The sequence below is a fragment of the Serratia sp. TMDUHS_CL genome (genome assembly GCF_037137105.1).
Lineage (GTDB): Bacteria > Pseudomonadota > Gammaproteobacteria > Enterobacterales > Enterobacteriaceae > Serratia > Serratia nevei.
This window is the reverse complement of record NZ_JBBBDV010000006.1, coordinates 19,715-45,540: the sequence shown is the minus strand read 5'-3', so window position 1 is coordinate 45,540 and position 25,826 is coordinate 19,715. Positions and strand designations below refer to the sequence as shown.

The following is a 25,826-nucleotide window of genomic DNA, read 5'->3' as shown; positions in this document are numbered from 1 at the left end:
TAGCCCGATAAAAAGGCGGCCCCTGGGCCGCCTTTTTGCTTATCATTCGCCGCGCAACACCTGCAGCTTGGCTATCTGCCGCCCCTGCGCATCGAAGTTGTCCGCGCTCAGCCAGCGCGCCAGCGCCTGCCGCACCGCCGGCCAACGGTCGGCGGTGATGGCGAACCAGTCGGTATCCCGGCTGCGCCCCTTGACGATCACCGCGAAGCGGAAGTTACCCTCGTAGCGAAAACCGAAGCGCAGCGCGGCCTGGCGCGACGGCGCGTTATGGCTGTCGCACTTCCACTCGCAGCGGCGGTAGCCCAGCGTGTCGAAGGCGTAGCGCAGCAGCAGCGCGATGGCTTCGGTGGCGCTGGAGCGCTGTTTCATCAACGGCGACCAGCTGACGTGGCCGATCTCCAGCACGCCGTTGGCCTCGTCGATGCGCATCAGCGCCACCGTGCCCACCGGCGCGTCGCTGGCGGCGTCGAACACCGTCAGATTGACCAGCGCCGGGTTGGCCTGCAGCGTCTCCAGATGTTGCAGCATCGCCGCCGGCGTATCGGGCCGTTCGATAGACAGATAGGTCCAGTCGCGGCCGTCCGGCGCCAGTTGAAACGCCTCGAACAGCGCGGCGTAATCCCGCTGCGGCTCGAGCGGTGCCAGCGAGCAGAAACGCCCGCCGAGCGTCGCGCCCCCCGGGCGGCGAGCCGGCTGCCAATCCGGCATCGGTTCCCCGACCGGCTGACCATAACGATTCATTGCCATAAACGCCCTCCTGCGATTAACGGGAATAAACGATAAACGAGCTTCTTCTGCCGATTTTGTCGTACAGCGAGCGCGCCGGCGCGTTGTACTCCTGGGTCATCCAGTAGACCCGATCGCTGCCGCGCGTCTCTGCCAATCGGTATGCCTGTTCGAACAGCTTTTCCGACACCTTGTGGCCGCGCGCCTGCGGCGACACATAGAGATCTTCGATATAACAATAGCCGACCGCGCTCCAGGTGGACGGGTGGAACACCAGGTTCATCAGCCCCAGCAGCCGGCCCTCGGCATCCTCTGCCACCAGCCCGTACACCTGTTCATCCTGCCCCAGGCGTTCGAAGGTGCGATCGGTCACCTGCGGCGCCACGTCGGCGCGGTAAAAATCGAGATAGCCCTGCCACAGCGCCAGCCATTGCGCTTTGTCGTCGCCATTGATTCTGCGGATAGTCACTTCAGGGTTGGATAGGTTCATAGCGCCTCACGGAGTAAGATATTATTTCCATTAGGGAAATAATCGGATAGCGGCAGAATACACCGCGCGGCGGCGGTGCAATACGGACCAATCAAAAACGCAGAGCAGACCAATTTTAACCGTCACTTGCCACCGGCAGCGCGCTGAACACCTGCGCCAGCGTCGTGATAAAGCGCTCGATCTCATCCGGCGTATAGGCCGAGAAGCCGAGCACCAACGCCCCGCGCTGCGGCGTGCCGGTGTAGAAGTCCGCCAGGCCGTACAGCCGAATCCCCCGCTCGGCGGCGGTCGCCACCAGCCGCCGCTCCGTCGCCGCATCCGCCAACGGGCAAACCAGCTGCAGCCCGCCCTGCGGCAGCACCGGACGTGTCCAGGCCGCCAGGTGACGACGCACCGCGTCGTACAGCGCGTCCAGCCGCGCCTTGTACAGCGTGCGCATATTACGCAGATGCTCGGCGTAGCCGCCCTCGTGCAGGAAGTGGAACAGCGTCATCTGCGCCAGCGCCGACGTGTAGCCGTCCTGAAACTGCCTGGCGGCGACCAATGGCCGCACCAACTGCGGCGGCGCGATCATGAAACCGATGCGCAGCCCCGGAAACAGCGTCTTGCTGAAGGTGCCGAGGTACAGCGTGCGCCCGCCGCCGTCCAACCCCTGCAGCGCCGCCTTGGTTTGCCGGTCGTAGTTGAACTCGGCGTCGTAATCGTCCTCGATGATCCAGGCTCGCTGGCGCTGCGCCCACTGCAACAGCGCCAGCCGCCGATCGAGGCTCAGCGAATACCCCAGCGGATAGTGATGGGACGGCGTGATATAAACGCCCCGTCCGCCGCCCGAGGCCTGCATTAGCTGCCCGACATCCAGCCCCTGCCCGTCGATGCCGATCGGCCGCGCCTGCAGCCCCGCCGACTGCACCAGCTTTTTCGCCCCCTGGTAACCCGGCTCTTCGACGAACACCGCATCGCCGGGATCGAACAGCACCTGGGTACATAGCGCCAGCGCCTGCTGAGAGCTGGTCACCACGATCACCTGCTCCGCCGTCGCCTTGACGCCCCGCTCCCGCTGCAAGTAATGCGCGATCTCCGCACGCAGCTCCGGCAACCCTTGCGGATCGGCATACCCCAACAGCCGCTCGCCGTGCTGCCGCAGCGCCTGTTTCTCCCGCTGCAGCCACTGGTCGATGGGAAAGGCCCGCAGATCCGCCAGCGAAGGCGTCAGCGAAGCCTGGCGGCTGGTGTGCGGCGTATGGCTGACCGCCAGCAGCGCCCGGCCGCGGTCGCTCAGCTCGCGCTCCGCCAGCCGCGCCTCTTGCCCCGTCGCCGTCGCCAGCAGTTCGCGGCCGAGCAGCATGTCGCAGCGATAGCGCACAAAGCTGCCGCGCCCCACCGTTCGGCTGATGAACCCTTCCGCCTCCAGCCGAGCGTAGGTCTGTTCCACCGTGTCGCGCGCCACCGCCAGCCGGGCCGCCAACGCACGGCTTGGCGGCAGCTTCGTCCGCCAGGGCAGTTCTCCGGCGGCAATCAGCTGCAACAGGGCCTGATGCAGCGCCGAACGCCGGGTCAGGCCTTGCCGGCGCTGCTGCGCGAAGGCGGCCAGTATCGCCGAGTCGTCCGCGTGTCGTGGGGTGTCGCTCATGGGGGATATTTCTCCTGGCTCTGGGGGCCGACGCACTACTCTACCTCATTTCGCTCCGGCGGCGGCAGTTGCGCTGCCCGGCGAAATCCCCTTAAATAAGCCATCGCATTGCGGCTACAGGACTTCCGACGGCTATGAGCAAGGAGACCAACCAGCGTCTGCTGGACAAACTGCAGCAGGATCTGGCCAGCGCGGGCGCGATGCCGCTGTATTTGCGCTTCAACGCCTCGGTACGCCAGGCCATCGAGCAAGGGTTGCTGAATTCGGGGGATTTTCTGCCCAGCGAACGCCTGTTCACCGAACGGCTCGGCATCTCGCGCATCACGGTGCGCAAAGCGCTGGCCTGCCTCGAACAGGACGGCATCATCGGCCGTTCGCGCGGTTACGGCACCTTTATCCAACCGCAACGGCCCGAGCCGAAGCTGTTCTATTCATTGGCGGACGTCAAAGGATTCTCGCGCGAAGTGATACAGCAAGGGCGCCGGCCGGACACGCAATGGATCAGCCGCGAACGGATGCCCGCCGGCGCTGAACTGGCTGAAAAGCTCCAGCTGGCGGCCGGTACGCCGATCTACAAACTCAAACGCATTCACTTGATCGATCGGCGGCCAATGTCAGTGGCGGTGTCCTACGTGGTGGTGACGGCAATTGCCAACGTCGACGAGATCGGCATTTCGCTGTACGACTACTTCCGGCGCAATAAGGTTGAGATGGGATCGCTGCGCAGCCAGGTCAGCGCGGCGATGGCCGACGACGATATCCGTCAGGCGCTGCGGCTCTCGGAACCGATGCCGCTGCTGATCGTGCGCCAGACGCTGTTCGACCACCATAAAAAGCCGATCGAATACAGCGAAAGCTTCTGCCGCAGCGACATGTACGAATTTACCAGCGAAAGCTGATCCGTTGCGTCACGCGGTCGCTTACGCCTCGCCCTGTTGGCGGCGACGAAAACGCGCGAACGCCTGAACGTAAGCCTCGATATCCAGCGGATTCACCCGTTTTAACTCCGCCAGCAATCCGGGTTCGATCGCTTCTGCGCCGTGCAGCGCGCCGCAAATCGCGGTGGCCATCGCGCCGATGGTGTCGGTGTCGCCGCCCAGATTGGCGCACAGCACGGCGCACCGGGTAGGATCGGTTTGCGCCAGCTGCACCATCGCCAGCGCTGCGGGCACCGACTCGATGGTGCCCACCCCGGTGCCGATCAGCTGATACACCCGTTCGGAGGCCTGCTCGGTGTCAGCGGCTTCATCCACCACCTGAAACGCCAGTTCGATGCGCGCCGCCAGCGAAGGGCTGAACGTCGTCTCCTGCCGGCGCTGGGCATACTCCGCCACCTCCGGCAACGCCAGGCGAATCGAGGCCCAGTCCGCCCCCTCCACCGCCCGCGCGACGGCCCAGGCGATCGCCACGGCACCGGCGACCGCGATGTCGGATTTGTGCGTCGGGCTGGAAGCCAGCCACACCTGCTGGCAAAAATCCTCCAGCGGCGCGGAAGGCAGCACGCAGCCCAAAGGCGAAATGCGCATCGCCGCACCGTTGGTGATGCCGTTGTTTTCCAACTCGGCGATCGGCGTGCCCGCTTTCTGCTCGCTCAGCGCCAGTTTGGAACTGGGGCCGAGAATGTTCTTGTTGAAGGCGTCAAAACCGTCCACCCAGCGGATCACGTTGCGGGCAATCAGTTCCGGCACCACCTCGCCTTCCGCTTCCAGCAGCGCATCGGCCAGCGCCAATGCCATCGCGGTATCGTCGGTATATTGCCCGGCCTTGAAGTAGCAAGCGGCGGTGTTCTCCTTCGGCCCATCGAGAAAGCCGTCTATCCAGCCGAAGTGGCGCTTAACCCGCTCACGCGGCCACAGCTCGGAAGGCATGCCGAGCGCGTCGCCCAGCATCTGTCCGTAAAGTGCGCCCGCTATGCGTTCTGCCTGGGTTAACTGCTTCATCCGTCGCTCCTGAAAAGTGTGCCGATACATCCATAATACCTTATTAGTACCTTTAAAGCTTTTCAAGCGGTCCGGTTCACCCTTCCGCCTGCCGGCAATGCCCACCGCGTTTAAGGTGCGTTTAACGTTGCCCCGCCGCTGTTTATCCGACGTTTATCAGAGCTTGCCGATAATGTCGGCGAACAAATTGATAACGCTTATTTTAATACATTGCTTCGGCTCTCTTGCGGGCCGAGCGGGTTATACCTACCATAACCTCAGCATTTTTTGCCAAAATGGTTCAGGTGGCCGCGTTATCCCCTGACACGCCGCAGAGCGTGTTCCCTTTTATCGCGTGGGTGACAGGACGTTCACCCGCACAGTCACAGGAGTTCGCCATGCGAGTACTGGTTGTTGAAGATAATGGTTTGCTGCGCCACCACCTTTCCGTTCAGATGCGCGAGATGGGCCATCAGGTCGACGCGGCCGAAGACGCCAAGGAAGCCGATTACTTCCTGCAGGAACACGCGCCGGATATCGCCATCGTCGATCTCGGCCTGCCGGGCGAAGACGGCCTGAGCCTGATCCGCCGCTGGCGCGCACACCAGACCAAGCTGCCGATCCTGGTGCTGACCGCCCGTGAAAGCTGGCAGGACAAAGTGGCGGTGCTGGAAGCCGGCGCCGACGACTATGTCACCAAGCCGTTCCACCTGGAAGAAGTGATCGCCCGCATGCAGGCGCTGATGCGCCGCAACAGCGGCCTGGCTTCGCAGGTGATCGTGCTGCCGCCGTTCCAGATCGATCTGTCGCGCCGCGAACTGAGCGTTAACGATCAGCAAATCAAGCTGACCGCTTTTGAATACACCATCATCGAGACCCTGATCCGCAACGCCGGCAAGGTGGTGAGCAAGGATTCGTTGATGCTGCAACTCTACCCGGACGCCGAACTGCGCGAAAGCCACACCATCGACGTGCTGATGGGCCGCTTGCGTAAAAAGGTACAGGCGGAATACCCGCATGAAGTGATCACCACGGTACGTGGGCAGGGCTACCGTTTTGACGCGAAGTGAACATGATGTTCAACAAGAATAAAAAACCGTTTTCGCTGCGCGCCCGCTTCCTGATGGCGACCGCCGGGGTGATCCTGGCGCTGTCGCTCTCTTACGGTTTGGTGGCGGTCGTCGGCTACATCGTCAGCTTCGACAAGACCGCCTTCCGCCTGCTGCGCGGCGAGAGCAACCTGTTCTTCAGCCTGGCGCAGTGGAAAGACAACAAGCTCACCATCGCCATTCCCCCCGATATCGATCTCAACTTCCCGACGCTGGTGTTTATCTACGACGATAAAGGCAACCTGCTGTGGAGCCAGCGCAAAGTGCCGGAGCTGGAGAAGCTGATCAACAAGGAGTGGCTGGAGGAGTCCGGCTTCTACGAAATCGACACCGACACCCGCGTCAGTAGCGAAGTGCTGGGGGACAACCCCAAAGCGCAAAACCAGCTGAAAGATTACGACGATACCGATCAGAACGCGCTGACCCACTCGGTGGCGGTCAACACCTATGCCGCCACGCCTCGGCTGCCGGCGCTGACCATCGTGGTGGTCGACAGCATTCCGCAGGAGCTGCAGCGATCCGACGTGGTGTGGGAGTGGTTCAGCTACGTACTGTTGGCCAACCTGCTGCTGGTGGTGCCGCTGCTGTGGCTGGCGGCCTACTGGAGCCTGCGGCCGATCAAGGCGCTGGTCACTCAGGTGGGCGAGCTGGAGAACGGCGAGCGCGATCAGCTCGACGAAAATCCGCCCAGCGAGCTGCGCGGGCTGGTGCGCAATCTGAACATTCTGGTGCGCAACGAGCGCCAGCGTTACACCAAGTATCGCACCACCCTGTCGGATCTGACCCACAGCCTGAAAACGCCGCTGGCGGTGCTGCAAAGTACCCTGCGTTCGCTGCGCAGCGGCAAACAGACCACCATCGAAGAAGCCGAGCCGATCATGCTGGATCAGATCGGGCGCATCTCGCAGCAGATCGGTTACTACCTGCACCGGGCCAGCATCAACTCCGGCCAGACGGTGCTGACGCGCGAGATCCACTCGGTGCCGGCGCTGCTCGACAGCCTGGTGGTGGCGCTGAACAAGGTTTATCAGCGCAAAGGGGTAGTGATCACGCTGGACATCTCGCCGGAGGTGACCTTTATGGGCGAGAAGAACGACTTTATGGAAGTGATGGGCAACGTGTTGGAAAACGCCTGCAAATACTGCCTGGAGTTCGTTGAGATCACCTCGCTGCACTCCGAGAAAAACCTCACCATCGTCATCGTCATCGACGACGACGGCCCGGGGATCCCGGAAAGCAAGCGCCAGCTGATCTTCCAGCGCGGCCAGCGGGTGGATACCCTGCGCCCCGGCCAGGGCCTGGGCCTGTCGGTGGCGGCGGAGATCATCGAGCAGTACGACGGCGAAATCGTCATCAGCGACAGCCCGCTCGGCGGCGCGCGCATGCAGGTCACCTTCGCCCGCCAGCACGACACCCACCACAACGAGTAAATTATGCCTCTGCGGCCCCGATCCACGGGGCCAAACTTCCGTTATAATCGCACTCAGGCTCACTCCTCTCTCCTGGAATAGAACATGGATTATCAATTAGACCTGGACTGGAACGATTTTTTGCAACGTTATTGGCAAAAGCGTCCGGTGATTCTGAAGCGCGGCTTCAAAAACTTTATCGATCCGATCTCCCCGGATGAGCTGGCCGGGCTGGCGATGGAAAACGAAGTGGACAGCCGCCTGGTCAGCCACCAGGACGGCCGTTGGCAGGTTGAACACGGCCCCTTCGAGAGCTTCGACCACCTGAGCGAAAACAACTGGTCGCTGCTGGTGCAGGCGGTGGACCACTGGCATGAGCCTTCCGCAGCGCTGATGCGCCCGTTCCGCCAGCTGCCGGACTGGCGGATGGATGACCTGATGATCTCCTTCTCGGTACCGGGCGGCGGCGTCGGCCCGCACCTCGATCAGTACGACGTGTTCATCATTCAGGGCACCGGCCGCCGCCGCTGGCGCGTCGGGGAAAAAACGCCGCTGAAACAGCACTGCCCGCATCCGGATCTGCTGCAGGTGGAACCGTTCGACGCCATCATCGACGAAGAGATGGAGCCGGGCGACATTCTCTACATTCCGCCGGGCTTCCCGCACGAAGGCTACGCGCTGGAAAACGCGCTCAACTACTCGGTGGGCTTCCGCGCACCGAACGGCCGCGAGCTGGTGAGCGGCTTCGCCGACTACGTGCTGGCGCGCGAACTGGGCAGCAAGCGCTACGGCGATCCGGACGTTAAACTGCGCGAACACCCGGCGGAGATCCTGCCGCAGGAAGTGGACGCCTTACGGCAGATGATGCTGGATCTGGTGCAACAGCCGGAACACTTCCAGCACTGGTTCGGCGAGTTCATCTCCCAGTCGCGCCACGAGCTGGATCTGGCGCCGCCGGAGCCACCGTATCAGGCCGGGGAAATCTACGAGCTGCTGCAACAGGGTGAAGCGCTGCAGCGCCTGGGTGGGTTGCGCGTGCTGCGCGTCGGCGATCGCTGCTTCGTCAACGGCGAGCTGATCGACACCGACCAGCTGCAGGCCGCAGACGCCCTGTGCCAAAACTTCAGCGTCGATGCCGCCCTGCTCGGCGACGCGGTGGACGACCCGTCGTTCCTGGCGCTGCTGACCGCGCTGGTCAACAGCGGGTATTGGTACTTTAACGACTGATTGCCTTCACGCGAACAAGCCACCCTGCCGGGTGGCTTTTTTATGCCTGGCGCGCCTGTGCGCGGTAATCCGCCAGTTCCCCCGCCGCCATGCCCGCCTGCTCCGCCGCCGCACAAATCTGCCGCCAGGTATTGGCATCGATCGGGATGCCCTGCTCCAGCCGCGCCGCGCGGTTGGCCTCTTCCCACTCTCCCGGGACGGCGATCGGCTGTTCGCCGCTCGGCGGCGAAGCTTTCACCCAGCCGATAAAGGCTTCGGCTTCGGCCTGCATTTGCGGGGCGTCGAAGGCCTGAGGATCGAGGATCAGGGTCGTCATGCAGTTGAAGATGGCGTCGCTGTCGGCTTTCAGCGTGGCGTCGTGGGTGGTGCGGCCGCCGGAGAGCGCGCCGCCGAGGATTTCGCACATCGCCGCCAGCGCATAGCCTTTGTGCAAGCCGAACGGCAGCAGCGAACCGAACGGCGCTTCGTGCATCACTTTCGGTTCGGTGGTCGGCTGCCCGTGTTCGTCGATCAGATAGCCCGGCGCCACCGACAGCCCTTTGTTATAGGCCACCCGGGTCTTGCCGAAGGCGATACCGCTGGTGGCAAAATCCAACAGCAGCGGCGTGCGGCCCGGCCGCGGGAAAATGGCGCAGAACGGGTTGGTGCCGAAGCGACGATCGCTGCCGCCGAACGGCGCCACCATCGGATCGCCCACCACGTTGACGAAGTGAATCGAAATGAAACCGGCGCGAGCGCACTGCTCCGCCCAATGGCCTATGCGGCCGATATGGTGCGCGTTGTGCAGCGCCACCGCCGCCAGGCCCAGCTTGCCGGCGCGTTCAATGCCCAGCGCCATCGCTTCGCTGGCCACCACCTGACCGAAACCGCGCGCACCGTCGAGCGTCAGCACCGCGCCGGCGTCGCGCACCACCTCGGCATGCTGATTGAGCTGCAATTGCCCCTGCGCCAACGACGCCATGTAGCTGGGGATCATGCCGACGCCGTGCGAGTCGTGCCCGGCCAGATTGGCCTGCACCAGATGATCGGCCACCAGCTCGGCTTCGCGCGCCGTGCTGCCGGCCTGGCGCCAAATCGCCTGAACGAACTGCGCCAAATGCGGGCTGGCGATACGGTATTCGGTGCTCATCATGCGGTCCTTATGCGTGGGGAATAGGCTTCCACACTATGAGCAACGCCTTGTTACGGCAAGCGATTATGCCGATCGCAAGCGTCCCGTTTACCGCGCCCGCTCGGCGGCCAGCGCCGCGATGCGCATGATCACCGCCACCGCTTGCTCCATGCCTTCCAGGGTCACGAATTCGTGCTTGCCGTGGTAGTTGTAGCCGCCGGTGAACAGGTTCGGGCACGGCAGGCCGCGGAACGACAGCTGCGCGCCGTCGGTGCCGCCGCGGATCGGCTTCATCACCGGTTCGATGTCGCAGTCGCGCATCGCCTGCTGCGCCAGCGCGATCACATGCGGGTGCTCCGCCACCTGTTCGCGCATGTTGTAATAGCTGTCTTCGATGCTCACTTCGATATAGCAATCGCGCGGCAGGCCTTTGCCGACCTCGCGGGCGATGTCCACCATCTTGCGCTTGCGCGCTTCAAACCCCTCGCGCTCGAAGTCGCGCAGGATATAGTGCATTTCGGCGCGCTCTACGCTGCCCTTGATGCTGCTGAGGTGAAAAAAGCCCTGGTAGCCTTCGGTGGTCTCCGGCGCTTCGTCCGCCGGCAACGCCTGATGAATACGGGTGGCCAGCGACAGCGCGTTGACCATCACGCCCTTGGCGCTGCCGGGGTGCACGCTGTTGCCGAGGATTTTGATCGTCACCGAGGCGGCGTTGAAGTTCTCGCACTCGAGCTCGCCGACGCCGCCGCCGTCCACGGTGTAAGCCCATTCGGCATTGAAGGCCGCCACGTCGAACAGCTGCGCCCCCTTGCCCACCTCCTCGTCCGGGGTGAAGGCCACACGGATGTCGCCGTGCGGGATTTTGCGCGCGCGCAGGCGCACCATGGCGGTGAGGATCTCGGCGATGCCGGCCTTGTCGTCGGCGCCCAGCAGCGTTTTGCCGTCGGTAGTGATCAGGGTCTGCCCCAGCATCTGGTGCAGGATCGGGAACATCACCGGCGACAGCACCTCATCGCCGATGCCGAGCGCGATGTCGCCGCCGCGATAGTTCTCGACGATCTGCGGATTGACGTGTTTGCCGCTGAAATCCGGCGAGGTATCCAGATGGGCGATAAAACCGACCGCCGGCACCGGCCAGGCGACGTTGCCCGGCCAGGTGCCCATCACGCAGCCGTGTTCGCTGAGCGACACCCGCTCGAAGCCGAGCGCGATCATTTCCTGCTGCAACGCACGCGCCAGCTTCAACTGCCCGTCGGTGCTCGGCACATGCTTTACGTTCGCTTTGGACTGGGTGTCAAAAGAGACGTAGTTGAAAAAGCGGTCAAGTAATTTGTCCATGGTAGCGGCCCCTCAGAATATCGCGTTTCATTATGCGGAACCGATCAGGATCAAATATTGCGTCAGGTCATTTTTAACCAGAATTCGCCAATATCATTAATCTTTGTGATGATTTCTGAGGGAAATAACACTGTCATCACAGGGTCATTTGTCGCTATCATGATGAAAAACGCGGCATCTGGGCCGGATCGGCTTTCAATTCCGGCATTCAGCGTCTATCATGCGCGCTCGAAAAATTTCCATTGGCGCAACTGGTTTGAGCTTCATTTGATCAGCGGGCATTCCGCAAGCTCCGGCAGTCTTTTCCAGTTGCGGTTCTATCTGCATTAGCCCACGGGATAGAGTAATACGATAAATGACTGAGACATCCTCTCTGACTCCCCTTGTTGAACTGCATGCCCTGAGCAAAGCGTTCGATGGCAAAACCATCATTGCCGATCTCGAACTGGCGATTAACCACGGCGAATTCCTCACCATTCTCGGCCCCTCCGGCTGTGGCAAAACCACGGTGCTGCGCCTGATCGCCGGTCTTGAAGACGCCGATCGGGGCCGCATCGTGCTCGACGGCCAGGACATCACTGCCATTCCGGCCGAACATCGCCACGTCAACACCGTGTTTCAGAGCTATGCCCTGTTTCCGCACATGTCGGTGTTCGACAACGTCGCCTTTGGCCTGCGCATGCAAAAGGTGCCGGCGGCGGAACTGACGCCGCGCGTTGAAGAGGCGCTGCGCATGGTGCAGCTGGATGCGTTCGCCCAGCGGCGGCCGGGCCAGCTCTCCGGCGGCCAACAGCAGCGCGTGGCCATCGCCCGCGCAGTGGTCAACAAGCCGAAGGTGCTGCTGCTGGACGAATCGCTGTCGGCGCTGGACTACAAGCTGCGCAAACAGATGCAGAACGAGCTGAAGGCGCTGCAGCGCAAGCTGGGCATCACCTTCGTGTTCGTCACCCACGATCAGGAAGAAGCACTGACCATGTCGGATCGCATCGTGGTGATGCGTGAAGGCCGCATCGAGCAAGACGGCACGCCGCGTGAGATCTACGAAGAGCCGAAGAACCTGTTCGTCGCCAGCTTTATCGGCGAGATCAACATCTTCGACGCGGTGGTCTTGCAGCGCCTCGATGCGCAGCGGGTGCGCGCCAACGTCGAAGGCCGCGAGTGCGACATCTATGCCGATCTGCCGGTAGAGCCGGGCCAAAAGCTGAAGGTGCTGCTGCGCCCGGAGGATCTGCGGGTAGAAGAAGTGAACGACAGCGCGCAGCACGACGGGCTGATCGGCTACGTGCGCGAGCGCAACTACAAAGGCATGACGCTGGAGTCGGTGGTTGAGCTGGAGAGCGGTAAAACGGTGATGGTCAGCGAGTTCTTCAATGAAGACGATCCGGACGTCGACCACTCGCTCAACCAGAAGATGGCGGTGACCTGGGTTGAAAGCTGGGAGGTGGTGCTGGCCGATGAAGAAATCGCGTAAAGTCTTCCAGAATGTGGTGATCGTCGGCGTCGTCGCCTGGCTGCTGCTGTTCGTGTTCATGCCGAACCTGATGATCATCGCCACCAGCTTCCTGACCCGCGACGACGCCAATCTGGTGCAGATGGTGTTCACGCTGGATAACTATCGGCGCTTGTTCGATCCGTTGTACGCCCAGGTGCTGCTGCACTCGCTGAACATGGCGCTGATCGCCACCCTGTGCTGCCTGGTGATTGGCTATCCGTTCGCCTTTATTCTGGCGCGGTTGCCGCAGAAGGTGCGGCCGCTGCTGCTGTTTCTGCTGATCGTGCCCTTCTGGACCAACTCGCTGATCCGCATCTACGGCCTGAAGCTGTTTCTCAGCACCCGCGGCTATCTCAACGACGCGCTGCTGTGGATCGGCATCATCGACAAGCCGCTGCGCATCATGTACACCTCGGAAGCGGTGATCCTCGGCCTGGTGTATATCCTGCTGCCGTTTATGGTGATGCCGCTCTACTCCAGCATCGAAAAACTCGATAAGTCCTGCCTGGAGGCAGCGCGCGATCTCGGCGCCAGCAAGCTGCAGACCTTTATCCGCATCATCGTGCCGCTGACCATGCCGGGCATTATCGCCGGCTGCCTGCTGGTGGTGCTGCCGGCGATGGGGCTGTTCTTCGTCGCCGATCTGATGGGCGGCGCCAAGAATCTGCTGATCGGCAACGTGATTAAAAGCCAGTTCCTCAATATCCGCGACTGGCCGTTCGGCGCGGCTACCAGCATCTGCCTGACGCTGGTGATGGGGCTGTTGCTGCTGGTCTATTACCGGGCCGCCCGCCTGCTGAACAAGAAGGAGGATCTGGCATGATCGGACGTCTGCTGCGCGGCGGTTTTATGACGCTGGTATACGCCTACCTGTATATCCCGATCGTCATCCTGATCGTCAACTCCTTCAACGCTTCGCGCTTCGGCATCAGTTGGCAAGGAGCCACCACCAAGTGGTACAGCACGCTGCTGAATAACGACAGCCTGCTGCAGGCCGCCGGCCATTCGCTGACCATGGCGGTGCTCTCCGCCACCTTCGCCACGCTGATCGGCTCGCTGACTGCGGTGGCGCTGTACCGTTACCGCTTCCGCGGCAAGCCGTTCGTCGGTGGCATGCTGTTCGTGGTGATGATGTCGCCGGACATCGTGATGGCCATCTCGTTGCTGGTGCTGTTCATGCTGCTCGGCATTTCGCTCGGCTTCTGGTCGCTGCTGTTCTCGCACATCACCTTTTGCCTGCCGTTCGTGGTGGTGACCGTTTACGCGCGCCTGAAAGGGTTCGACGTGAAGATGCTGGAGGCCGCGCGCGATCTCGGCGCAAGCGAGTTCACCATTTTGCGCAAGATCATCCTGCCGCTGGCGATGCCGGCGGTGGCGGCCGGCTGGCTGCTGAGCTTCACCCTGTCAATGGACGACGTGGTCGTCTCCTCCTTCGTCACCGGGCCGAGCTACGAAATCTTGCCGCTGAAGATCTATTCGATGGTGAAAGTCGGCGTCTCGCCGGAGGTCAACGCGCTGGCCACCATTTTGCTGCTGCTGTCGCTGGTGCTGGTGATCGCCAGCCAGTGGGTGATGCGCGATCGCTCGCCCAAGGCCGAGTAGCCCTTCCCGCCGGGCGCGGCGGCGCCCGACTCTTTCATTCGCCGCAGTGATATGACTGCGGCCGTTTTTGATCGGCCAGGCTCGGTTAACCCGCTGATTTGCCGCTGGGATAACCGCCTTTACCCACCCCGCCCCGGCCCCTATAATGGCCCCTTTCTGGGGTATGGCGCGGCCGCCAAACGGTTTGCCCATACGGGTTCGGCTCATTACTGCTGAAGGATACGCTGCATGAAAAAGTGGTCACATCTGCTCGCAGCCGGGATGATGGCGCTGAGTTTCTGCTCTGCAAACGCCTCTGACGGCAAAACGCTGTATTTCTATAACTGGACTGAATACGTCCCGCCGGGGCTGCTGGAGCAGTTCACCAAGGAAACCGGCATCAAGGTGATCTATTCCACCTATGAATCCAACGAAAGCATGTACGCCAAGCTGAAGACCTATAAAGACGGCGCGTACGATCTGGTGGTGCCTTCCACCTACTTCATCGCCAAGATGAGCAAGGAAGGCATGCTGCAAAAAATCGACAAGAGCAAGCTCAGCCACTTCAAGGATCTCGATCCTGCCCTGCTGAACAAGCCGTTCGATCCTAACAACGACTATTCCATCCCCTATATCTGGGGCGCCACCGCCATCGGCGTTAACAGCGATGCGCAGGAGCCCTCTACCGTCACGTCCTGGGCCGATCTGTGGCAGCCGCAGTACAAAGGCCGCCTGCTGCTGACCGACGACGCGCGCGAAGTGTTCCAGATGGCGCTGCTCAAGCTGGGCTATTCCGGCAACACCACCGACCCGAAAGAGATCGAAGCCGCCTATCACGAACTGCAGAAATTGATGCCGAACGTGCTGGCCTTCAACTCCGACAACCCGGGCAACCCGTTTATGGAAGGGGAAGTCAACGTCGGTATGGTGTGGAACGGTTCGGCCTTCGTGGCGCGCCAGGCCGGCACGCCGCTGGAGATCGTCTGGCCGAAGGAAGGCGGGATCTTCTGGATGGACAGCCTGGCCATTCCGGCCAACGCGCGCAACGTCGAGGGGGCGCTGAAGCTGATCGACTTCCTGCTACGGCCGGAAATCGCGGTGCAGGTGGCGGAAACCATCGGTTACCCGACGCCGAACCTGGCGGCGAAGAAGCTGCTGTCGCCGGAGATCGCCAATGACAAGTCACTCTACCCGGATAAGGCGGTGATTGAACACGGCGAGTGGCAAAACGACGTCGGCGACGCCAGCACGCTGTACGAAAGCTACTTCCAAAAGCTGAAAGCCGGGCGCTAACACGCCCCGCCATCCCATCAGGGCGCGCAGTGCGCCCTGATGCCTTTCTCAGGGCCTGTCGGCCCGCGCCACCTTGCCCACCAGGAATTTGTGCACAAAACGCGGCACCACTTCGCTGGCCAGGCCGTAGTGTTTCTCGTCGAACTGGCTCTCCACCTGGCTCGGCTCCAGGTTCAGCTCCATGGCGTAGGCGCCGCCCAGCCGCGCCTCATGCACGAAGCCGGCCGCCGGATAGACGTGGCCGGAGGTGCCGATGGCGACGAAGAAATCGGCCTTGCTCAGCGCTTGATAAATATCGTCCATGCCCAGCGGCATCTCGCCGAACCACACCACGTGCGGCCGCAGCGGCGCCGGGAACTGGCAGCAGTGGCAACGGTCGTCAACGCTGAGATCGCCGGGCCATTCGAACACCTGGCCCGACTGGGTGCAGCGCACCTTCAGCAATTCGCCGTGCATGTGCAGCACCCGCTTGCTGCCGGCGCGCTCATGCAGGTTATCGATGTTTTGCGTGACCAGCAGGAAGTTGTCCCCCAGCCACTCTTCCAGATCCGCCAGCGCGCGGTGCGCGGCATTCGGAGCGATCTCCTCCGTCTGCAGCTGGCGGCGGCGTTCGTTGTAAAACGCCTGCACCAGCGCCGGATCGCGCTGAAAACCTTCCGGCGTGGCGACGTCCTCCACCCGGTGCTCTTCCCACAGCCCATCCGCGGCGCGGAAGGTGCGAATGCCCGATTCGGCCGAAATGCCGGCCCCGGTCAACACCACCACAAACGGCTTTTTCAGCTCGGCCGCCGCCATGGTGTCACGGTGAAAAATGCGTGAACGAAAGCGCTGATGCAGCACATGCTTACTCTTGCGAAACTGACACAGCCGATGGCGAGTGTGCATTAACTCTCTCCTTACTTTTCCCTGTTTACCAAATTGAGGAACGCTGCGCCGCGCACGCCGCCGGCGTCGCCATAGCGCGCCTTCTCGATGCGCGGCAGCCGGGCCACCCGCAGCAGATGCGCCGGCAGCCGCTGCGGCAACGCCTGGTAAATGGCGTCGAAGTTCGACAGCCCGCCGCCGATCACCACCAGGTGCGGATCCAGCACCGTCAGCAGGTTGCCCAGGCAGATCGCCAGCACGTCCATAAAGCGGTCAACGTGAGCCACCGCCTGCGGCTCACCCGCCTGATAATGCGCAATGATCTCGGTGGCAGGCAAGTGCCGGCTATAGAAATGGGCATACATCCATTCGAAACCGCGGCCCGATATGTAATTTTCAATGCAACCCTGATGGCCACACCCGCAGGCAACGCGAGGCACATCACGCCCCAAGACCTCGAGCGCGTCCACCGGCAGGCGCAAATGGCCGAACTCGCCGGCAATATAGTTACGCCCTGGCACCGTCTTGCCGTCGACGATCAGCCCACCGCCTACGCCGGTGCCGAGGATGATGCCCAGCACCGTCGGGTAGCGGCGAAACTCGTCGTCCCAGGCCTCCGACAGCGCAAAGCAGTTGGCGTCGTTATCGACCCGCACCTCGCGCCCGATCAGCGCCGCCAGATCGCGCGGCAGCGGCCGCCCCATCGCCGCCGGCACGTTGGCGGTAAACAGCGTGCCGTCATCGTCGTTGGGCAGGCCGGGGATGCCGATGCCGACGCTGCCGCGCCGGCCGCAAAACGCATCCGCCTCAAGGGTCAGATCGCACAGCGTGGCCAGCAGCTGCCGGTAATCTTCACGCGGCGTCGGCACCCGCTTTTGCCAAATACGCTGCAGGTGGTCGTCGAATACCCCCAGCTCAATCTTGGTGCCGCCCATATCGAAACCGTAGTACATAACCCATCCCCAGGCTAAAAAAACGGGGCGGCATCGCTGCCTCCCCGTGGGTTTTATTGTCCGCTCAGCACCCGCGCCGGGTCGATGCGGCTGGCGCGCCTGGCCGGATACCAACTGGCCAACAGGCTCAGCACGATGGCGGTCGCCAGCACGATCAGCACGTCCAGCCAGTGCAGCTCGGAAGGCAGGAAGTCGATGAAGTAGATATCGCCCGACAGGAAGGAGTGGCCGACCAGTTTCTCGATGCCCCGGATGATGTTGGTCAGCTGCAGCGAGGCGATCACCCCGATCACCACGCCGCTCAGGCTGCCCAGCAGCCCGGCCAGCAGCCCATACCAGATGAAGATGGCGCGAATAAAGCCATCTTTGGCGCCCAGGGTGCGCAGCACCGCGATGTCGGCGCTTTTGTCTTTCACCGCCATCACCAGCGTGGACACGATGTTGAAGCAGGCCACGCCGATCACCAGCACCATCGCCAGGTACATAATGGCGCGGATCATCTGGATATCGCGATACATGTAGCCGTACTTGCCGATCCAGCTTTTGATGTAGATATAAGAATTGGTCACTTCGCCGGCGTCGCGCACCAGTTTATTGGCGGCGAACACGTCGTTCATCTTGAGGGCGATGCCCGTGACGCTGTCACCCATATCGAGATACTGCTGCGCATCGGCCAGCGGCACCAGCGCCAGGCTGTGATCGAGCTGGCCGCTGAGCTGCAAAATGCCGGTCACGTGCAGACGGATGCGCTTCGGCTGCAGCAGCTTCATTTCCGGGTCGCTGTTGGGGATCATCACCGTCACATAGGCGCCCTGCTTGACGCCCAGCGCGTCGGCCACGCCCTTGCCGAGGATCACCTGCTGCTCGCCGGGCTTGAAGTTGGCCCAGGCGTCGCCCTGCACATACTGCGGCAGCGCGCTCAGTTGGCTCTCCTGCTGCGGATCAACGCCTTTGACTTCCACCGCGCGCAGCTGCGCGCCGTTTTCCATCAGGCCGGTAAAGTTGATGTACGGCGCGGCGGCCACAATGCCCGGCACCTTTTCCACCCGCTGCAGAATCGACGGCCAGCCGCTGAACGGCTGATTGACCGGCTCGAGTTCGCCGTGCGGCACCACCGCCAGAATGCGGTTCTTCAGCTCGCGCTCAAAACCGTTCATCGCGCTCAGGCCGACGATCAGCACCGCCACCCCTAGCGCAATGCCGATGGTGGAGATGACCGAGATCAGCGACACCATGCCGCCGCGTTTACGGCCGCGGCTGAAACGCAGGGCCGTCAGGAAGGACAGTGAGGCTCCCGCCATTACTCGGCCCCCATCAGGGTCAGCTGCGCCTGCAGGTGGCCGTCGGCCATTTCCAGCTGGCGGCTCAGGCGCTTGGCCAGCTGCAGATCGTGCGTCACCACCAGAAAAGCGGTGCCCTGACGCACGTTCAGCTCGCCCAGCAGATCGAAGATGCTGTCTGCGGTGCGTTTGTCCAGGTTACCGGTCGGTTCGTCCGCCAGCACCAGCGCCGGGTTGTTGACCAGCGCGCGCGCGATCGCCACACGCTGACGCTCGCCGCCGGAGAGCTCGGACGGGCGGTGCTTGCTGCGTTTTTCCAGCCCGACCGCCGCCAGCATCTCCCGCGCCTTCTCCTGCGCCTGCGCCGGCTTGGCGCCGCCGATCAGCAGCGGCATGGCGGCGTTTTCCAGCGCGGTGAAGTCCGGCAGCAAATGGTGAAACTGATAGATGAAGCCCAGCTGGCGGTTGCGCAGCTCGGCCTTGGCCGCCGAAGACATGGCGTTCAGCGATTCGCCCTTGAAGATCACCTCGCCGGAGGTCGGTGAGTCCAACCCGCCCAGCAGGTGCAACAGGGTACTCTTGCCGGAACCCGAGCTGCCGACGATCGCCATCATCTCGCCCTGCTGCATGGCAAAGCTGACATTGCGCAGCACGTCGGTGTGCAGATTGCCTTCCTGATAGGTCTTGCACAGGTTGTCACACTGCAGCAAAAGATGGTTACTCATAACGTAAAGCCTCAGCGGGTTGTACGGCGGCAGCGCGCCATGAAGGATAAAGCGTGGACAACAAGGAAACCGCCATCGCCACCACGGCGATGATCGTTACCTGCAGCGGATCGACCGCCACCGGCAGCGAAGCGCCGTCGATCAAGGCGCCGAGGATCGGCATCAGGTTATTCAGGTTGGTGGCCAGCAGCACGCCAAGCAGCGTGCCGAGCAGCGAACCGATGATACCGGCGCTGGCGCCCTGCACCATAAACACCGACATGATCTGGCGGCGAGTCAGCCCCTGGGTCTGCAGAATGGCGACCTCGCCCTGCTTTTCCATCACCAGCAGGCCGAGCGACGTAATGATGTTAAACGCCGCCACCGCCACGATCAGGCTGAGCAGCAGCCCCATCATGTTTTTCTCCATGCGCACCGCCTGGAACAGCTCGCCCTTGCGATCGCGCCAGTCTTTCCAGACCGTGCCCGCCGGCAGCGCCTGTTGGCTGAGGGTATCGACCGCCAGCGGCTGCTGCAGGAACAGGCGCCAGCCGGTGATGTTGCCCGCCGGGTAGCGCATCAGGCGCGAAGCGTCCTGTTGGTTGACCAGCAGCTGATAGCCGTCCACCTCGCTGTTGGCGTGGAAGGTGCCGATAAGGGTGAACAGGCGCTGGCTGGGAATGCGGCCCATCGGTGTGAACTGGCTGGCGCTCGGCACCATCACGCGCAGCGAATCGCCGCGCTTGACGCCGAGTTGCCCCGCCAGCTGTTCGCCGATGATGATGTTGTATTGGCCCGGCTGCAGCTGTTGCTGCTTGACGTTGACCAGATACGGGGTCAGCGGATCGGCTTCGTCGGGATTGACGCCGAGCATCACCCCGACCGCCACGCTGCGGGCGCTTTGCAGCACCACGTCACCGGTGGTCAGCGGTGCGACGCGCGTGACGCCCTGCAGCTTCTGCACCTCGGAGGCCGGCAGCTGCTGCGGGTTGACCGATCCTTGCGGACTGGTAACCAACGCCTGCGGCATCAGGCCGAGGATGTTGTTCTCCAGATCCTTTTCGAAACCGTTCATCACCGACAGCACGGTGACCAACGCCATCACCCCCAGCGTAATGCCGATGGTGGAAAGCCAGGAAACAAACCGCCCGAAGCGGTCTGAGGCTCGCCCGCGCATGTAGCGCAGGCCAATGAATAACGCGACAGGTTGATACATGAAATCCGTTTGATAGCCGTGGCTTAAGCAAAGTGATCATGGATAATAAAGGCTCTCCCTCGTTTAGGGAACACCCGGCGGCCTTTTATTGCGCCGGGCGGCCCCTCATCCGGCGTCTCGCTTGAGCAGGTTATAGACCGACACCCGCGAGATGCCGAGCGCTTCGGCCACCATGGTGGCCGCGCCGCGCAGTTGCAAATACCCTTGCTGCTTCAGCTGTTGCACCACCTGAAACCGCTGTTCGGAAGACAAAGCGCGCGGCTGGGTGGCATGCGACGCGGCGAACGCGTTGATCGCCGCGGCGATGTCCGACAGCGAGCGTGCACTCTCCGCCGCCTGCGGCGCGGCGCTTTGCACCACCGCCGTCAGCTGCTGCAGGATAGCGGTGACGCTGTTGAAGATAGACACATCCAGATTGAGGCAAATTGCCGCCACAAAGCGGCCCTGGCTATTGCGCAGGCCGATCGAGGTGCTCTTGGCCGGGCGCCCGTCCGGAAACACGCTGGCGTAGTTCTGCACCACGTCTGGAAACTCCGGCGACGCGATGCGCTCCAGCCCCATTTCCGTCGCGGCGTCGCCGATGCGGCGGTTGGATAGATTGTTGGCGATGGCGACAATGGCGCGATCGGGCTGGGTCAGATCGTGCAGCACCACTTCGCAACCGGGCGCGAACATCACGCCCAACGCCTGAACAATTTTTTCCGCTTCGCGCAGCAACAGCGCATTTTCCTGCCTGAGATCGCTCATTAAGTTAACCATTTGACAATAACTTTACAAAGAGTAAATTAAAAATCCACACCAAGCAATGCATCGTCCATTACTTACCTGTGCGAGGTCGCCATGAGTTCAGTCCCACGCTGCATCACCGCCGCCGATATTGCCACCGCCGCCGACGTTATCGCCGGGCATGCCCTGCGCACGCCGGTCATGACTTCGCGCCAGGCCGACCAGATCGCCGGCGCGCAGCTGTTCTTCAAGTGCGAGAATTTTCAGCGCATCGGCGCCTTCAAATTTCGCGGCGCCTATAACGCCATCGCGCAACTCAGCGCAGAGCAGCGTCGGGCCGGGGTAATCGCCTTTTCATCCGGCAACCACGCACAGGCGATGGCGCTGGCGGCGCGCGAATTGGGCGTTAGCGCCACCATCGTAATGCCCGATGACGCCCCTGCGGCCAAGCTGGCAGCCACGCGCGGCTATGGCGCCAACGTGGTCATCTATCAGCGCCACAGCGAAGATCGTGAAGAAATCACCCGACGCCTGGCCGCAGAGCGGGGCCTGACGCTGGTGCCACCGTACGATTACCCGCAGGTGATCGCCGGCCAGGGCACCGCCGCCAAGGAGCTGTTTGAAGAGACCGGGCCATTGGATCTGCTGTTGGTGTGCACCGGCGGCGGCGGCCTGCTGGCCGGCAGCGCGGTGGCGGCGCATCACTGGTCGCCGGGCTGTCGCGTGTTCGGCGTCGAGCCTGAAGCCGGCAACGACGTTCAGCAAGCCTTTCAGCGCGGTGAACCGGTGCACATCCCGGTGCCGAAAACCATTGCCGACGGCGCGCAGACCCAACAGGTCGGGCAGCTGACCTTCCCGATCATTCAGGCCTATGTCGAAGGCATTCTGACGGTCAGCGACGCCCAGCTGTGTCGGCAAATGCGCTTCTTTATGGAGCGGATGAAAATGGTGGTTGAGCCGACCGGCTGCCTGGCGGCCGCGGCGGCGATGAACGGCCTGCTCGATCTGCGCGGTAAAAAGGTCGGCGTTATCGTCAGCGGCGGCAACCTCGACGTCGACAAGATTGCGCACTATCTCGCCCTGGCCGGCGAAAATTAACGCGGCGCATCGGTTAAATAACAGGCGGAACATCAGGGTATAGCGCTTTTTGCTGTGTCAGTTTGGCGGCCGCTGGGCTACTATAAACAGCATAAAGGCGCTGGGTTATCCGTGCCGGAACGCCCTCTAACACATTGATTAAAGATACCTGAATGAGCACTTCCGATAGCCGTAACCGTTCCTCATCCCCCCGTTATTCTCTGCCCGATCGCGCGGGCGATCTGCGCCAGCTGGGGCAACTGACCGGCGCGGCCTGCGCCGTGGAGTGCGCCGAGATCGTCGAACGCCACCCTGGCCCGGTGATGCTGATCGCGCCGGACATGCAAAACGCCCTGCGGCTGCGCGACGAGATCCAGCAGTTCACCGACCAGATGGTGACCACGCTGTCCGACTGGGAAACCCTGCCGTACGACAGCTTCTCGCCGCATCAGGAAATCATCTCAGATCGTTTGTCGAGCCTGTATCACCTGCCGACCATGGCGCGCGGCGTGATTATTCTGCCGGTCAACACCCTGATGCAGCGCGTCTGCCCGCACGAGTTCCTGCACGGCCACGCGCTGGTGATGAAGAAAGGCCAGCGCCTGTCGCGCGACAAGCTGCGCGCGCAGCTGGAACAGGCCGGTTACCGCAGCGTCGATCAGGTGATGGAGCACGGCGAATTCGCCACCCGCGGCGCGTTGCTCGATCTTTACCCGATGGGCAGCGATGAGCCTTACCGCATCGACTTCTTCGATGACGAAATCGACAGCCTGCGCATCTTCGACGTCGATACCCAGCGCACGTTGAGCGAAGTCGAGGCCATCAATCTGTTGCCGGCCCACGAGTTCCCCACCGACAAAAACGCCATCGAGCTGTTTCGCAGCCAGTGGCGCGAGCAGTTTGAGGTGCGCCGCGACGCCGAGCACATCTATCAGCAGGTCAGCAAAAGCGCCTGGCCGGCCGGCATCGAATACTGGCAGCCGCTGTTCTTCAGCCAGCCGCTGCCGTCGCTGTTCAGCTACCTGCCGGCCAATACGCTGATCGTCAACACCGGCGATCTGGAGGGCGCCGCCGAGCGCTTCTGGCAGGACGTCAACCAGCGTTACGAAAGCCGCCGCGTCGATCCGATGCGCCCGCTGCTGGCGCCGGATACGCTGTGGCTGCGCGTCGACGCGCTGTTCGGCGAGCTGAAGGCCTGGCCGCGCATCGCGCTGAAAACCGATGAGCTGCCGGCCAAGGCCGGCAATACCAATCTGGACTACCATGCCCTGCCCGATCTGGCGGTGCAAGCGCAGCATAAATCCCCGCTGGATAACCTACGGCGCTTTATCGAAGGCTTCGACGGCAGCGTGATTTTCTCCGTCGAGAGCGAGGGGCGGCGTGAAACGCTGCAGGATCTGCTCGGCCGCATCAAGCTGGCGCCGGCGCTGATTCAGCGCCTCGATCAGGCGGAAACGGCGGGCCGTTACATGATGGTCGGTGCCGCCGAACACGGCTTCCTCGACGGCCTGCGCCAGCGGGCGCTGATCTGCGAAAGCGATCTGCTCGGCGAGCGCGTCAGCCGCCGCCGGCAGGACAACCGGCGCACCATCAATACCGATACCCTGATCCGCAACCTGGCGGAGCTGCATCCCGGCCAGCCGGTGGTGCATCTGGAACACGGCGTCGGCCGCTACGTCGGCCTGACCACGCTGGAGGCCGGCGGCATCAAGGCCGAGTACCTGATCCTCTCCTACGCCGGTGAGGACAAGCTGTACGTGCCGGTTTCTTCACTGCATCTGATCAGCCGCTACGCCGGCGGCGCGGACGAAAACGCCCCGCTGCACAAGCTGGGCGGCGACGCCTGGACGCGCGCGCGGCAGAAAGCGGCCGAGCGCGTGCGCGACGTGGCGGCGGAGCTGCTGGATATCTACGCCCAGCGCGCCGCCAAGGCCGGTTTCGCCTTCAAACACAATCGCGAACAGTACCAGCTGTTCTGCCAGAGCTTCCCGTTCGAAACCACGCCGGATCAGGAACAGGCGATCAACGCGGTGCTGAGCGACATGTGCCAGCCGCTGGCGATGGACCGCCTGGTGTGCGGCGACGTCGGCTTCGGCAAAACCGAAGTGGCGATGCGCGCCGCCTTCCTGGCGGTGGAAAACGGCAAGCAGGTGGCGGTGCTGGTGCCGACCACCCTGCTGGCGCAGCAGCACTTCGACAACTTCCGCGATCGCTTCGCCACCTGGCCGATCCGCATCGAAATGATGTCGCGCTTCCGCAGCGCCAAAGAGCAGCAGCAGGTGCTGGACGACGCGGCCGAAGGCAAAGTGGACATCATCATCGGCACCCACAAGCTGTTGCAGAGCGATCTGCGCTGGAAAGACCTGGGGCTGCTGATCGTCGATGAAGAACACCGCTTCGGCGTGCGCCATAAAGAACGCATCAAGGCGATGCGCGCCGACGTCGATATCCTGACGCTGACCGCCACGCCAATCCCGCGTACCCTGAACATGGCGATGAGCGGCATGCGCGATCTGTCGATCATCGCCACCCCGCCGGCTCGCCGGCTGGCGGTGAAGACCTTCGTGCGCGAATACGACAGCCTGGTGGTGCGCGAGGCGATCCTGCGTGAAGTGCTGCGCGGCGGCCAGGTTTACTACCTCTACAACGACGTGGAAAACATCGAGAAAGCGGCGCAGCGCCTGGCGGAACTGGTGCCGGAAGCGCGCATCGCCATCGGCCACGGCCAGATGCGCGAACGCGATCTGGAACGGGTGATGAACGATTTCCACCACCAGCGCTTCAACGTGCTGGTGTGCACCACCATCATCGAGACCGGCATCGATATCCCCAGCGCCAACACCATCATCATCGAGCGGGCCGATCGCTTCGGCCTGGCGCAGCTGCACCAGCTGCGCGGCCGCGTCGGGCGGTCGCACCACCAGGCTTACGCCTATCTGCTGACGCCGAACCCGAAAGCCATGGGCACCGATGCCCATAAACGGCTCGAAGCCATCGCATCGCTGGAAGATCTCGGCGCCGGTTTCGCGCTGGCGACCCACGATCTGGAGATCCGCGGCGCCGGCGAACTGCTGGGCGAAGACCAGAGCGGCCAGATGACCACCGTCGGTTTCTCACTCTACATGGAGCTGTTGGAAAGCGCCGTCGATGCGTTGAAAAACGGCCGCGAACCGTCGCTGGAAGATCTCACCAGCAGCCAGACCGAGGTGGAACTGCGCATGCCGGCGCTGCTGCCGGAAGATTTCATTCCCGACGTCAATACCCGTCTGTCGCTGTACAAGCGTATCGCCAGCGCGAAGAGCGACGGCGAGCTGGATGAGCTGAAAGTCGAGCTGATCGACCGCTTTGGCCAGTTGCCGGACGCGGCGCGCAACCTGTTGCAGTGCGCGGCGCTGCGCCTGCATGCACAGAAGCTGGGCATCAAACGCATCGAGAGCAACGAGCGCGGCGGCTTTATCGAGTTCGGCGACAACAACCGCGTCGACCCGGGTTATCTGATCGGCCTGTTGCAAGGCAATCCGCAGGTTTACCGCCTGGACGGCCCGAGCAAGCTGAAGTTCACGCTCGATTTGGCCGACCGCCAGAAACGCCTGACGTTCACCGAAGATCTGCTGGACGCCTTCCGCGAACACACGCTGGCGGCCTGAGCCAACGCCTCCCGCCGGCGCGGCGGGAGGCGGC

At 62.8% G+C, this 25,826-nt stretch carries 23 protein-coding genes; 11 read left to right on the top strand and 12 right to left on the bottom strand.

What is annotated here, in order from left to right:
• Window positions 1–42: 42 nt before the first annotated feature.
• From WCL58_RS13040 to pdxR, 3 genes are all read right to left on the bottom strand, one after another.
• Window positions 43–747, bottom strand: a complete 705-nt coding sequence (locus tag WCL58_RS13040; protein WP_197769351.1) for a GNAT family N-acetyltransferase — start codon at window positions 745–747, stop codon at window positions 43–45.
• Between the two features lie 16 nt (window positions 748–763).
• Window positions 764–1,216 carry a GNAT family N-acetyltransferase gene (locus tag WCL58_RS13035; protein ID WP_049202749.1) on the bottom strand — a complete coding sequence of 151 codons (453 nt, stop codon included), beginning with the start codon at window positions 1,214–1,216 and terminating at the stop codon, window positions 764–766.
• Window positions 1,217–1,331: 115 nt separating this feature from the next.
• Window positions 1,332–2,846, bottom strand: coding sequence for a MocR-like pyridoxine biosynthesis transcription factor PdxR (gene pdxR, locus WCL58_RS13030; RefSeq protein ID WP_336851258.1), 1,515 nt, complete (start codon window positions 2,844–2,846; stop codon window positions 1,332–1,334).
• A 134-nt stretch (window positions 2,847–2,980) separates the two neighbouring features.
• On the opposite strand from pdxR, the gene WCL58_RS13025 reads away from it, so the two are divergent.
• Window positions 2,981–3,745: a GntR family transcriptional regulator gene (locus tag WCL58_RS13025; RefSeq protein WP_038877791.1), complete on the top strand. Its 765-nt coding sequence runs from the start codon at window positions 2,981–2,983 to the stop codon at window positions 3,743–3,745.
• Window positions 3,746–3,766: 21 nt separating this feature from the next.
• On the opposite strand, the gene WCL58_RS13020 is transcribed toward WCL58_RS13025, so the two are convergent.
• Complete coding sequence (locus WCL58_RS13020) at window positions 3,767–4,786, bottom strand: ADP-ribosylglycohydrolase family protein (RefSeq protein ID WP_336851257.1); 1,020 nt, start codon at window positions 4,784–4,786, stop codon at window positions 3,767–3,769.
• Window positions 4,787–5,163: 377 nt separating this feature from the next.
• Here WCL58_RS13020 and phoP point away from each other — a divergent pair, with 377 nt between their 5' ends.
• The 3 genes from phoP to WCL58_RS13005 all read left to right on the top strand — a co-directional run bounded on the left by phoP (window position 5,164) and on the right by WCL58_RS13005 (window position 8,510).
• Window positions 5,164–5,835, top strand: coding sequence for a two-component system response regulator PhoP (gene phoP / locus WCL58_RS13015; protein WP_004941169.1), 672 nt, complete (start codon window positions 5,164–5,166; stop codon window positions 5,833–5,835).
• A gap of 5 nt (window positions 5,836–5,840) precedes the next feature.
• On the top strand, window positions 5,841–7,304 hold the full coding sequence (phoQ, locus tag WCL58_RS13010; RefSeq protein WP_336851299.1) for a two-component system sensor histidine kinase PhoQ: 1,464 nt from the start codon (window positions 5,841–5,843) through the stop codon (window positions 7,302–7,304).
• Window positions 7,305–7,388: 84 nt separating this feature from the next.
• Entirely contained in the window at window positions 7,389–8,510 is a 1,122-nt protein-coding gene (locus WCL58_RS13005; RefSeq protein ID WP_336851256.1) for a ribosomal protein uL16 3-hydroxylase, read from the top strand.
• A 40-nt stretch (window positions 8,511–8,550) separates the two neighbouring features.
• Here WCL58_RS13005 and WCL58_RS13000 read toward each other — a convergent pair whose 3' ends face one another.
• A complete protein-coding gene (locus WCL58_RS13000; protein WP_084827857.1) occupies window positions 8,551–9,639 on the bottom strand; it encodes a malate/lactate/ureidoglycolate dehydrogenase in 1,089 nt (362 codons plus the stop codon).
• 90 nt (window positions 9,640–9,729) lie between these two features.
• The gene (gene pepT / locus WCL58_RS12995; protein ID WP_060419352.1) at window positions 9,730–10,959 is read right to left on the bottom strand and encodes a peptidase T; all 1,230 of its coding nucleotides are present in this window, start codon (window positions 10,957–10,959) and stop codon (window positions 9,730–9,732) included.
• Between the two features lie 57 nt (window positions 10,960–11,016).
• On the opposite strand from pepT, the gene WCL58_RS12990 reads away from it, so the two are divergent.
• The 5 genes from WCL58_RS12990 (at window position 11,017) to potD (ending at window position 15,325) form a co-directional block, all read left to right on the top strand.
• Window positions 11,017–11,289 (top strand): hypothetical protein, encoded by a 273-nt coding sequence (locus WCL58_RS12990; protein WP_126179550.1) that lies wholly within the window; start codon window positions 11,017–11,019, stop codon window positions 11,287–11,289.
• A gap of 25 nt (window positions 11,290–11,314) precedes the next feature.
• Complete coding sequence (potA, locus tag WCL58_RS12985; RefSeq protein ID WP_060440168.1) at window positions 11,315–12,430, top strand: spermidine/putrescine ABC transporter ATP-binding protein PotA; 1,116 nt, start codon at window positions 11,315–11,317, stop codon at window positions 12,428–12,430.
• On the top strand, window positions 12,414–13,274 hold the full coding sequence (potB, locus tag WCL58_RS12980) for a spermidine/putrescine ABC transporter permease PotB (protein ID WP_060419356.1): 861 nt from the start codon (window positions 12,414–12,416) through the stop codon (window positions 13,272–13,274). The genes potA and potB overlap by 17 nt, the downstream gene beginning before the upstream one ends.
• A complete protein-coding gene (gene potC, locus WCL58_RS12975) occupies window positions 13,271–14,053 on the top strand; it encodes a spermidine/putrescine ABC transporter permease PotC (protein WP_047727722.1) in 783 nt (260 codons plus the stop codon). Before potB ends, potC begins: the two co-directional genes overlap by 4 nt.
• 228 nt (window positions 14,054–14,281) lie before the next feature.
• Complete coding sequence (gene potD / locus WCL58_RS12970) at window positions 14,282–15,325, top strand: spermidine/putrescine ABC transporter substrate-binding protein PotD (protein ID WP_060419358.1); 1,044 nt, start codon at window positions 14,282–14,284, stop codon at window positions 15,323–15,325.
• Between the two features lie 48 nt (window positions 15,326–15,373).
• On the opposite strand, the gene cobB is transcribed toward potD, so the two are convergent.
• From cobB to WCL58_RS12940, 6 genes are all read right to left on the bottom strand, one after another.
• Window positions 15,374–16,210: a Sir2 family NAD+-dependent deacetylase gene (gene cobB / locus WCL58_RS12965; protein WP_015377583.1), complete on the bottom strand. Its 837-nt coding sequence runs from the start codon at window positions 16,208–16,210 to the stop codon at window positions 15,374–15,376.
• A gap of 11 nt (window positions 16,211–16,221) precedes the next feature.
• Window positions 16,222–17,142 carry an N-acetylglucosamine kinase gene (nagK, locus tag WCL58_RS12960; RefSeq protein ID WP_336851255.1) on the bottom strand — a complete coding sequence of 307 codons (921 nt, stop codon included), beginning with the start codon at window positions 17,140–17,142 and terminating at the stop codon, window positions 16,222–16,224.
• A 53-nt stretch (window positions 17,143–17,195) separates the two neighbouring features.
• A complete protein-coding gene (lolE, locus tag WCL58_RS12955; RefSeq protein WP_336851254.1) occupies window positions 17,196–18,443 on the bottom strand; it encodes a lipoprotein-releasing ABC transporter permease subunit LolE in 1,248 nt (415 codons plus the stop codon).
• Window positions 18,443–19,147: a lipoprotein-releasing ABC transporter ATP-binding protein LolD gene (lolD, locus tag WCL58_RS12950; RefSeq protein ID WP_004941120.1), complete on the bottom strand. Its 705-nt coding sequence runs from the start codon at window positions 19,145–19,147 to the stop codon at window positions 18,443–18,445. Before lolD ends, lolE begins: the two co-directional genes overlap by 1 nt.
• A complete protein-coding gene (lolC, locus tag WCL58_RS12945) occupies window positions 19,140–20,342 on the bottom strand; it encodes a lipoprotein-releasing ABC transporter permease subunit LolC (protein ID WP_038877815.1) in 1,203 nt (400 codons plus the stop codon). The genes lolD and lolC overlap by 8 nt, the downstream gene beginning before the upstream one ends.
• Window positions 20,343–20,447: 105 nt before the next feature.
• A complete protein-coding gene (locus WCL58_RS12940; RefSeq protein ID WP_038877816.1) occupies window positions 20,448–21,089 on the bottom strand; it encodes a helix-turn-helix transcriptional regulator in 642 nt (213 codons plus the stop codon).
• Between the two features lie 93 nt (window positions 21,090–21,182).
• On the opposite strand from WCL58_RS12940, the gene WCL58_RS12935 reads away from it, so the two are divergent.
• Together WCL58_RS12935 and mfd are read left to right on the top strand one after the other, a co-directional pair.
• Window positions 21,183–22,166 carry a threo-3-hydroxy-L-aspartate ammonia-lyase gene (locus WCL58_RS12935; RefSeq protein ID WP_060440171.1) on the top strand — a complete coding sequence of 328 codons (984 nt, stop codon included), beginning with the start codon at window positions 21,183–21,185 and terminating at the stop codon, window positions 22,164–22,166.
• Between the two features lie 152 nt (window positions 22,167–22,318).
• On the top strand, window positions 22,319–25,792 hold the full coding sequence (gene mfd / locus WCL58_RS12930) for a transcription-repair coupling factor (protein ID WP_060440172.1): 3,474 nt from the start codon (window positions 22,319–22,321) through the stop codon (window positions 25,790–25,792).
• Window positions 25,793–25,826 lie beyond the last annotated feature (34 nt).